The organism is Streptomyces sp. NPDC029164, assembly GCF_055563995.1.
This window is the reverse complement of record NZ_JBVHWW010000057.1, coordinates 25,005-34,046: the sequence shown is the minus strand read 5'-3', so window position 1 is coordinate 34,046 and position 9,042 is coordinate 25,005. Positions and strand designations below refer to the sequence as shown.

At 72.8% G+C, this 9,042-nt stretch carries 8 protein-coding genes and 1 pseudogene; 4 read left to right on the top strand and 5 right to left on the bottom strand.

All coding sequences use genetic code 11. The features are described 5' to 3' along the window. Positions 1–150 precede the first annotated feature (150 nt). The 3 genes from ACZ4VT_RS35345 to ACZ4VT_RS35335 form a co-directional block, all read right to left on the bottom strand. Positions 151–1,791: a sigma-70 family RNA polymerase sigma factor gene (locus ACZ4VT_RS35345; protein ID WP_467955478.1), complete on the bottom strand. Its 1,641-nt coding sequence runs from the start codon at positions 1,789–1,791 to the stop codon at positions 151–153. A gap of 282 nt (positions 1,792–2,073) precedes the next feature. After that, the gene (locus ACZ4VT_RS35340; RefSeq protein ID WP_467955477.1) at positions 2,074–2,346 is read right to left on the bottom strand and encodes a hypothetical protein; all 273 of its coding nucleotides are present in this window, start codon (positions 2,344–2,346) and stop codon (positions 2,074–2,076) included. A 207-nt stretch (positions 2,347–2,553) separates the two neighbouring features. After that, complete coding sequence (locus tag ACZ4VT_RS35335) at positions 2,554–3,342, bottom strand: IclR family transcriptional regulator (RefSeq protein ID WP_467955476.1); 789 nt, start codon at positions 3,340–3,342, stop codon at positions 2,554–2,556. Positions 3,343–3,431: 89 nt separating this feature from the next. Here ACZ4VT_RS35335 and ACZ4VT_RS35330 point away from each other — a divergent pair, with 89 nt between their 5' ends. Continuing rightward, positions 3,432–4,085 carry a bifunctional 4-hydroxy-2-oxoglutarate aldolase/2-dehydro-3-deoxy-phosphogluconate aldolase gene (locus tag ACZ4VT_RS35330; protein ID WP_467955475.1) on the top strand — a complete coding sequence of 218 codons (654 nt, stop codon included), beginning with the start codon at positions 3,432–3,434 and terminating at the stop codon, positions 4,083–4,085. A gap of 2 nt (positions 4,086–4,087) precedes the next feature. Further along, positions 4,088–5,074, top strand: coding sequence for a PfkB family carbohydrate kinase (locus ACZ4VT_RS35325; RefSeq protein WP_467955474.1), 987 nt, complete (start codon positions 4,088–4,090; stop codon positions 5,072–5,074). A 352-nt stretch (positions 5,075–5,426) separates the two neighbouring features. Here ACZ4VT_RS35325 and ACZ4VT_RS35320 read toward each other — a convergent pair whose 3' ends face one another. Then, positions 5,427–5,801, bottom strand: coding sequence for a hypothetical protein (locus ACZ4VT_RS35320; protein ID WP_467955473.1), 375 nt, complete (start codon positions 5,799–5,801; stop codon positions 5,427–5,429). Between the two features lie 151 nt (positions 5,802–5,952). Between ACZ4VT_RS35320 and ACZ4VT_RS35315 the strand changes: the two are divergent. Further along, positions 5,953–7,111 (top strand): annotated as a pseudogene (locus ACZ4VT_RS35315) (IS630 family transposase). 19 nt (positions 7,112–7,130) lie between these two features. Here the strand turns inward: ACZ4VT_RS35315 and ACZ4VT_RS35310 are convergent. Beyond that, positions 7,131–7,520 carry a hypothetical protein gene (locus ACZ4VT_RS35310; protein ID WP_467955472.1) on the bottom strand — a complete coding sequence of 130 codons (390 nt, stop codon included), beginning with the start codon at positions 7,518–7,520 and terminating at the stop codon, positions 7,131–7,133. 694 nt (positions 7,521–8,214) lie between these two features. Between ACZ4VT_RS35310 and ACZ4VT_RS35305 the strand changes: the two genes are divergently transcribed. Continuing rightward, on the top strand, positions 8,215–8,982 hold the full coding sequence (locus ACZ4VT_RS35305; RefSeq protein WP_467955471.1) for a hypothetical protein: 768 nt from the start codon (positions 8,215–8,217) through the stop codon (positions 8,980–8,982). Positions 8,983–9,042 lie beyond the last annotated feature (60 nt).

Here is a 9,042-nt window from a genome sequence, read left to right as displayed (position 1 = left end):
CCCCCCCCCCCCCCCCCCCCCCCCCCCCCCCCCCACCCCCCCCCCCCCCCCCCCCCCCCCCCCCCCCCCCCCCCCCCCCCCCCCCCCCCCCCCCCGCGCCCGACGGACGGCCTCAGGCCCGAAGGCCGTGTCCCCCGGTGGCCCGGGGGGTTACCGGGCGCCGAAGTTCTGCGTCCACCAAGGGCCGCCCGCGCCCTGGTGAATGCCCACGCCGAGGTCCTTGAACGAGCAATTGAGGATGTTCGCGCGGTGGCCCGGGCTCTTCATCCAGGAGTCCATGACCGATTGCGCGGTCTGCTGGCCCTTGGCTATGTTCTCGCCGTAGGTCGACCAGCGGTATCCGGCCGAGGTGGTCCGCTGCCCCGGGTCCGCGCCGTCGGGGTTGGTGTGCGAGAAGAAGTCCCGCGCCGCCATGTCGTCGGAGTGCCCCTGAGCGGCCGCACGCAGCTGCGGATCCTCCTTGAGGGGGCCACAGCCCGCGGCCGCCCGCTCGGTGTTCACCAGGGCGAGGACCTGCCCGGCCATTCCCGGCGGGGCCGGCGCCGGCTTGGGCGCCGAGGGGCGCGGGCTCGGCGAGGTGCTGCGGCTCTGCGTCGGGCTCGGGCTCGCGGACGGGCTGGGCGAGGCGGAGGCGGACGGGGAGGGCGAGGGGGACGCCGAGGGCGACGGGGACGCCGGCTCCGAGGGCAGCGCGGGCTCGGTCGCCGAGAGCGCCAGCGGGGCGGCCGGCGTGGCGCCGCCGTCCTTCGGCTCACCGGAACCGGGGAGTCCCCCGAGGTACACCAGGCCGCCTCCCGCGACACAGGCGGCGAGCACGGCGCCGCCGACCACCCGGCGGCGGCCGCTGCGCCGGCGCTTGCGCAGCGCGCCCCGGCCACCGCCCGCGCTGTCGACCGCGGTGAGCTGCGTCGCCGTGTCGGCGAAGCCCGCCTCGCCGCTGCCGGCGAAGCCTCCCTCGCCGCCGTCGGCGAAGGCAGCGGCCACGGGGGCGAAGCCTGCCGCCCCGGCCGTCCGCACCCCTGCCAGCAGGGCCGCCGATACCGGAACGAGGGCCAGACCGGCCAGCAGTCCCTCCGCCGGAACCAGTCCGCTCCACAGACCGGAGCACCGTACGCACTCACGCGCGTGCCGGGCTATTCGCTTGCGCCACAGGGCCGAGGGCCGGCCGTCCCAGCCCGTCATGACGGCCCGCAGTTCCTCGCACGGCGGATTGGCCTCCAGCGCACGCACCACCACCCGCGCCGACTCCAGCTGGGCCTTCATCCGCTGGACGCGGACCGCCGTGTGCTGCGGGGACAGCTCCAGCGCGGAAGCCACCTCGGCCCGCGTCAGCTCCCCGGCACACTCCAGCCACCACAGCGACAGCAGCGCCCGGTCCTCGGGCTCCAACCAGCGCGTCGCCCGCGCCGTCTCGCGACGCTGGCCCGCCAGGTTGAGGCGTACGACGGTCAGGTCGACGAAGTCGGCCCCCGGGTCGGCGACGTCGTAGGCCGCCTCCAGGGTGCTCTCGCCGAAGCCGCTCTGACCGGCCTGCCAGTGCGCCCGCACCCGGTTCATCGCGATCGCCACCAGCCAGGAGCGGAAGCTCTCGTCCGCGCGCAGGCCGCCCAGCCCGTCGAGCGCCCGCAGCATCGTGTCCTGCACCACGTCGTCCACGTCGCACGAACCGTTGAGGGCCCGACCGACGATGTTGTAGACGAGCGGGAGATGGGCGCTGACGAGCTCGTCCTGCGCGCGGGGGTCGCCCGCGCGGGCTGCTGCCACCAGCGCTGCCGTGTGCTGAGTACTCATGTGTTGTTCCCTGTCCGTACCGGCGGTCGATGATGCCCGATACATGGGAGACCATCGACGGGGGTCCCGATAACACTTATTCCGAAAGTCTTTCGGGAAGTCGTTTCCCCGGCCTCCGGAGCGGGCCGTGCGGGCGAAGGAACGCGGACCCACATGGAAGCACGGCCCCGTGCGGGAGGCGGCGCCGGGGCCGGGTGTGGCGCAGTGCCGGGGCAGGGCGTGACGCGGCGCCGCCCTCGGCCCGGTCGGCCGAGGGCGGCGCTCAGTTCGGGTACGGATCCGCTAGTCGGGGGCCACCTTGCAGGCACTCACCGCGGTCCCGTTGGTCACACTGCTCGCGGTCAGGCCGGTCACACACTTCTCGTGGTTGCCGGACTGCGCGTCGGTGCACGCCGTCCGGATGGCGGCCGAGGCCTCACCGCCGTGCAGCTCGCGTTCGACCTGGTTGATGCAGGCCGAGACGTCCGCGTGGGCCGCGGGGGCCACGAGGGCCGCGCCACCGAGGGCGAGCGTCAGGCCGGTGAGGACACCTGCGACACGGGTCGACGTGCGCATGGAATGCACCTGCTCTCCGGGATCGTCGCGCGGCCCGGGACCTGGTGTTCGGATCCGCGCGGGAACGGCGCCGAGCGCATGAGGCCGGTGTGCGGCCGCTGTGCCCGGGCCCCCGCACCGGACCGGCTCGGCAGAGCCTCCCCTTCCACCTTCGACGCTAGAGCAGCCCCCCGCCGCACGCACCCGCTGGGGCCCGCCCCGGGCCCGTCACAGCAGCGGAGCCAGCGCCTCCGCGGCCGCGCGCAGGGCGGGCGCGTACGTCTCGATCTCCTCGCGGGAGACCAGGAAGGTGACGGTGGTGACGCTGACCCCGCCGACCGGGCGCCCGGCCGGGCCCGGGATCGCCGCGCCGATGCAGCGGATGGTCGGCTCGTTCTCCTCGTCGTCCAGCGCGTGGCCCCGGGCGCGGACCGCCGCCAACTCCGCTTCCAGGGCACGCGCGGTGGTGAGCGTGCGCGGGGTTCGCGGCGGCAGGCCGGTGGCGGCGATCAGTTCCCGCACCTCCGCGGCCGGCAGGCCGGCCAGGACGCTCTTGCCGATCGCGGTCGAGTGCAGCGGCATGCGCATGCCGATCCGCGAGGCCGTCCGGAACGGCTGGTCGCCCTCCAGCTTGCGGATGTAGGTGATGGTCTCCCCGCTGTGCAGGGCGAGATGGACCGTCTGACCGGTGGTCTGCCGGAGTTCGCCCAGGATGCGCCCGATGCTCGGCGGCTCCCCGCCGCCGACCAGGGCGCAGAGTCCGCGCAGGCGGGGCCCCACCCCGTAGCGGCTCTCGGCCTCCTGGCGTACGAAGCCCTGCTCCACCAGCGAGGCCAGGATGCGGAAGGTGCTCGACTTCGGCACCGCGGCCGCGGTCGCCACGTCGGTCATCCGGTGCGGTCCGCCGGGCGCCGCGACCGCCTCCAGGACGCGCAGGGACTTCTCCAGCGCCGAGCCGGCAGCGGAGGTCCGCCCGGCGCGCGGGACGTCGTGGACTTCGGCCTCATCCGTTGACACGGGAACTCCCGGGGTGGGTAGGGTCTAGACCAAACGGTTCCGCTCCACGATACGGCGTTCCGGTACGTGGAACAACGGGAGGTCATTCCGTGTCCAACCACCCGTACGAGGTGCTGGCGGCCCAGCGGCTGCTGCCGGTGCTGCGCGACGCCGACGCCGACGAGGCCGTGCGCCGCACCACCGCCCTGCTCGCCTCAGGCTGCCGCGCCGTCGAACTCACCACCTCCACCCCCGGCTGGGCCGAAGTCCTCACCCGCACCGCCGCCCTCGACGACGCGCACGGCCGACCCGCCCTCGTGGGCGTCGGCACGGTCACCACCGCCGCGCAGGCCGGGACCGCCCTGGACGCGGGCGCCGCCTTCCTGATCTCCCCGTACCCGGCTCCCGAGGTGCGCGAGGTCGCCCGGCTCCGCCAAGCCGTCTTCATCGAGGGCGGGTTCACCCCCGGGGAGATCGCCGCCGCCGTCCGGGCCGCGGGCGCGGCGAAGGTCTTCCCGGCCCACGTGGGCGGTCCCGGGTTCGTCCGCTCCCTCAGGGCGGTCCTGCCCGACGCGGTGCTCATCCCGACCGGCGGCATCCGGCCCGCCGAGGTCCCCGACTGGCTGGCCGCCGGCGCGACGGCCGTCGGCATCGGCAACGGCCTGCCGGCCGACCCGGGTGAACTGGCCGCCGTATTCGCCCGGCTGGCCCGCCCGCGCGCCGCAGGCAGGGGAGCAGGCGCGGGCGCGGGCGCGGAGGGGTGACCGTGTCCCGACCACCCGCCCCGGCCTACGACGTCCTTGTACTCGGCGAGGTCCTCGTCGAGATCCACGCGGGCACCATCCTGCGCGAGGCCACCGACGGCACCCCGGCCCGCATCTCCTACTCCGGGGACGCGCTCAACGCGGCGGCCGCCGCCGCCGCGGCCGGGGCCCGGACCGCCCTGCTCGCCGTGGTCGGCGACGACGAACTCAGCACCCCGCTGCTGCGCCGGGCCACCGAACTCGGCGTGGACGTTGCCCACGTGCGCCGCGCCCCGCACCCCAACGGCGCCTACCTGCTCTCCGCCGACACCGACGGCGACCGCGCGTTCGTCTACTGGCGCACCCGCAGTGCCGGTTCCACCCTCGCGCCCGCGCACGTCGACTCCTGGCGCGGGCTGCTGACCCGCTGCGGGGCACTCGTGACCAGCGGGATCACCGGCGCCCTGTCGCCGAGCAGCCGGGGCGCCGTACTGGCCGCCGCACACCTCGTGCACGGGGCGGGCGGGCACCTCTCGTACGACCCCAACTTCCGCTCCCGGCTGACCGGCCGGGCCGAGGCCCGGGAGCTGCTCGCCCGGATCGCCCCGCTGACCGGGCTGCTCAAGACCTCCTGCCCGGCCGACGCGCAAGCCCTCGTGGACACCGCCGATCCGCACACCGCCGCGGCCCGCTTCCGTGCGCTCGGCGCCCGTACGGTCGCGGTCACCGCCGGGGCGGACCGGCTGCTTCTGGACGACGGCACGCGGGCGGCGTACCACCGCGTGCCCGTGAATCCCGCGCCGGTGGACGCGACGGGCGCGGGCGACTGCTTCACCGGCACCACCACCGCCCGGCTCGTCCTCGGCGACACCCTCGCGGACGCCGTGGCGTACGGCACGGCCGCGGCCTCCCTCTCGGTCTCCGGCCGCGGCGGCACCGGCCACGTCCCCGCCTTCACGGAGACGGCGGCCCTGGCCGCCGCCCACCGCGCGGGGACAGAGGGGGACTAGACGACCGACAACGCCCTCGGACCTTCTTGCCGACCGGCCCCGCACAACGCCCGTGGTCGTACTCCACGACTTCACGGGGTGACCCATGACCCTCTCCGCGTGGCAGCGACCGTCCGGCTCCGATGCCTTGGGAGGGCCTCGACCGTCCCCGGCGACGGCTCCGGACGGGGCTGCGGCGCGACGGTGGCCATCCGCTCCCTAGCGCCGGCCAGGGCATGCTCGCGGCGCAGCTCGTCGCAGAGTCGTCCGATCGTCCCGGAGGCGCGGGGAGCCGATTGGCTGCTCGGACGTTCGCCGCCGCGAGCGGGCCCACGACCTGCACGTTCGGACACGCCACCGCTTCCGCGAGCACCTAAGGGAAGTCTCTGCGCGGGTCCGCCACCGCATACCCCTGGGCGGCGGTCCGCGAGGTGATCGTCTCCGGTACCAGGGCCAGGCGCCCCCCGTGGGCGGTGACCTGCTCCCGGTACACCCCGCCCTTTGCCTTGCGCTCCGCCTCCGGAACCACCGTCGCCAGGACGTCCAGCAGCATGCGCTCCAGATCGGTCGGCGTACGCCCCTGCCGTACCCGGTCCGCACCGTGGAGCATCGCCCCCAGCAGCACGTTCCCGAAGGTGCTGCCCTGCGCCAGCGCCCGCTCCACGCGCTCTGGCGCCCGTTGCCCCGACAGCAGCGCCCGCAGACGCTCCAGGTGTTCCTGCTCGCTCGACGTCGCCTGATCGCTCACCAAGTCCCCTTTCGCACCGCTCCGCCGCGGCAGGCCGGCCGCGGCAGCCCCCGGCGCTAGTGCTGTGACCGGAAACGATCACCGGGTTGGTGCCGACTGTCCCTGTGCCGGTTGGATGTGACGACACGTCCGATCGGCGCGAGGAGGCACGATGGCAGAGCCGGTCAGGGTACGCAGGCTGTCCGAGCAGGAGGGGCAGAAGCTGCAGCGGATCGTGCGGCGGGGCAGCACCAGCACGGTGTGCTTCAGGCGGGCGACGATGCTGCTGGCATCGGCCGGCGGAAACAGCGTCCCGGTCATCGCAAAGCTAGTCCAGGCGGACGAGGACACCGTCCGCGACGTGATCCACCGCTTCAACGAGATCGGGCTGGCCTGCCTGGACCCTAAGTGGGCGGGAGGCCGTCCCCGCCTACTCACCACTGACGACGAGGACTTCGTCATCCAGATGGCCACTACTCGCCCCACCAAGCTCGGTAAGCCCTTCACCCGCTGGTCGATCCGCAAACTCGCCGACCACCTGCGCCGCAACGCCGCCCGTCCCATACGGATCGGCCGCGAGTCCCTGCGGACGCTGCTGGTCCGCCGCGGAAATCACCTTCCAGCGCACGAAGACCTGGAAGGAGTCCACCGACCCGGACTTCGACACCAAGCGGGACCCGATCGAGTACGCGCTGACCGAGCGCCCCGAGCGCCCCGAGCGCCCCGAGCGCCCCGAGCGCCCCGAGCGGACCTTCGCCTTCGACGAGTTCGGGCCGCTCGGCATCCGTCCGACCGCCGGCTCGTGCTGGGCCAGGCAGAGGAAACCTGACCGACTGCCGGCGACCTTTCACCGCACGCACGGAGTCACCCATTTCCACGGCTGCTACTCGGTCGGCGACGACACCCTCTGGGGCATCAACCGGCGCCGCAAAGGCATCGGCCCCTCGTGGGCGGCACTGAAGAGCATCCGGGCCGCCCGTCCGGACGGCGCCCCGATCTACGTGATCCTGGACAATCTCTCCGCCCACAAGAACTGGCGCATCCTGCGCTGGGCGGCCCGCAACAAAGTCGAGCTGTGCTTCACCCCGACGAACGCGTCTTGGGCGAACCCGATCGAGTCGCACTTCGGGCCGCTTCGGCAGTTCACCCTCGCCAACTCGAATCACCCCAACCACACCGTGCAGACATGGGAGTTGCACCGCTACCCGCGCTGGCGCAACCAGAACGCCCGCCACCCCTCCGTCCTGGCCGCCCAGCGGCGCGAACGCGCCCGTGTCCGCAGCGAGAGGGGCATCCGGTGGGGTGGCCGACCGCTGACAGCAGCGGCCTGAGGGTCCCCGCCACGGCGGTCTACCCGGCCATCTCCTCGGGAGAACGACGGGTGATCTTCTTACCCGCTTCCGTCTCCACCAAGGTCACTGCACCGATCCAATCGCCGTCGTCCGGGTACTCCCAGTTGCACGCGTCCTCCAGGACCGCCTGAAGCTGATCACGAGAAACCAACTCCCCAGGCTGGAAGCCCTCTTCCCCTGACGGGGACATCCACGGCGCGACTCGACGAACCTCGATCCATCCACGATCGATGAGCGTGAGCAAGATCTGTGCCAGCTCCCTCACGGGCCGGGACTGATCGGCATCGTCGAGATCTCCCCAGACACCGGCCAGGATGTCGATCTCATACGAATTGACCATGAACGCTTCCTCGGACTTGGTCAACGCCTGCCACTCATGCTCGCTCATTCACCGATCATCGCAGGCCACCCTGGTGATCGTTTCCGGTCACAGCACTAGGGACGCCGCACAGGCCCGCAGTCACGAAGCGCCCAATCGGCCAGAAAAGGATCGAAAAGGCGCTCTTGCCACCGCGTCACCATCCATGATCAGCACAGGCCGCGTCCGGGGGGAGCGGCCTGTGCACCGTGCCCCGCCGCTCACCGCGCGGCCACGGCCAGGGGTGAGTCGGCGGATCGCACCTCTGCCCAGGGCGTCCTCTGTGGAACGGGCGCCGGGATATAGGGGCCCCAGCTGGCCGCAGCTGCTCGCCTGCCCCGGCCGTAGAGGCCGCAGCGCGGTGAGGGCGACCGGAATCCGAGCGTCGAAGTTGTCCATCCGAACCAGGTAGCGCGCCCAGTCACAGGCGTGTTGTTACTTAGCGTTGTAGTTGCTCACGGAGCGTTGCAATTAGCCCGAAGCGCGCAAAGCCGGTGGTGCCCTGGAGGACGGAGCCTTCAGACGCCCGTGTGATCATGAAGGCGTCGCATTCCTTCGCCCGCGAGGTGATCTTTTGACGAAGGTGGCACTGCGTCCTTACGCACTGTTGCCTCGGCGGTACGACGAACGGAAGGTGCTGGCCTCCACGGTGGACCCGTGGGGCAGAGCCCTCTGGTTGATCTGCCACGAAGTCCGATTCCCCTACAGGTGGGGCGGCCGGGACGTGCCCGCGCCGGTGAGGCTGCCCTTCGACGCCCTCGTGGTCATCAGCGACCGGGGTGAGATCGAGGAACGGACACTGCACGGCGTGGCCGTGGACCCGAAGGCGTTCGACGCCCTTCCCGGCGGCGGCTTCGTCCTGTCCGGCCACGGGCCGGGCGCGCGGTCCGGCCAGATCTTCGGCCGGGACGGCCGCTCCCGGCGCCGGTTCCCGCTGGGTACGTTCCTGAACCACCTCGTGGCGGACCATCGGTCCGGATTCTGGACCGGCTACGCCGCCGAGGGCGTCTACGGCGGCGACCCTGTCAGTCAGGGCGGCCTGGTCTACTGGGACCACGGAGGTAACAAACTGAGGGACCTCCGACCGCCGAAGCCGTTCCACAACGTGGCCGAGGTCAGCACCATCAACGTCTCCGACTCCGCGGTCCACGCCACGTACTGGCCCGGCGCACCACTCGCCCAAACGGGACGCAGCGGGACACTCCACATCCGCGCCCTTCCTGTCTCGGACCCCTTCGGCCTCGCGATCCGTGGGGACCGGCTGCTCCTACTCGGAGGGAACGAGCAGGGCATCGCCACCACTACCCGGGGGAACGCCCTCCACCACATCCAACTGACGGGCGACGGCGCTGTCGTCGTAGACCGCGAGGACCTGGCCTTCCCGAACGGCGACCCCGTCAGGCGCTCCGCCCGCCCCGTCTGCCGTGGCCCGAACATCTTCCTGCGTACTCTCCGCACGTTGCGGCAGTGGTGGGTGCTGACCGCGCCATAGCCCTCGATAAGGGATGGTGGTGACCTGGCACCACGACGCCACGGGTCGCCGAAGGAGTGC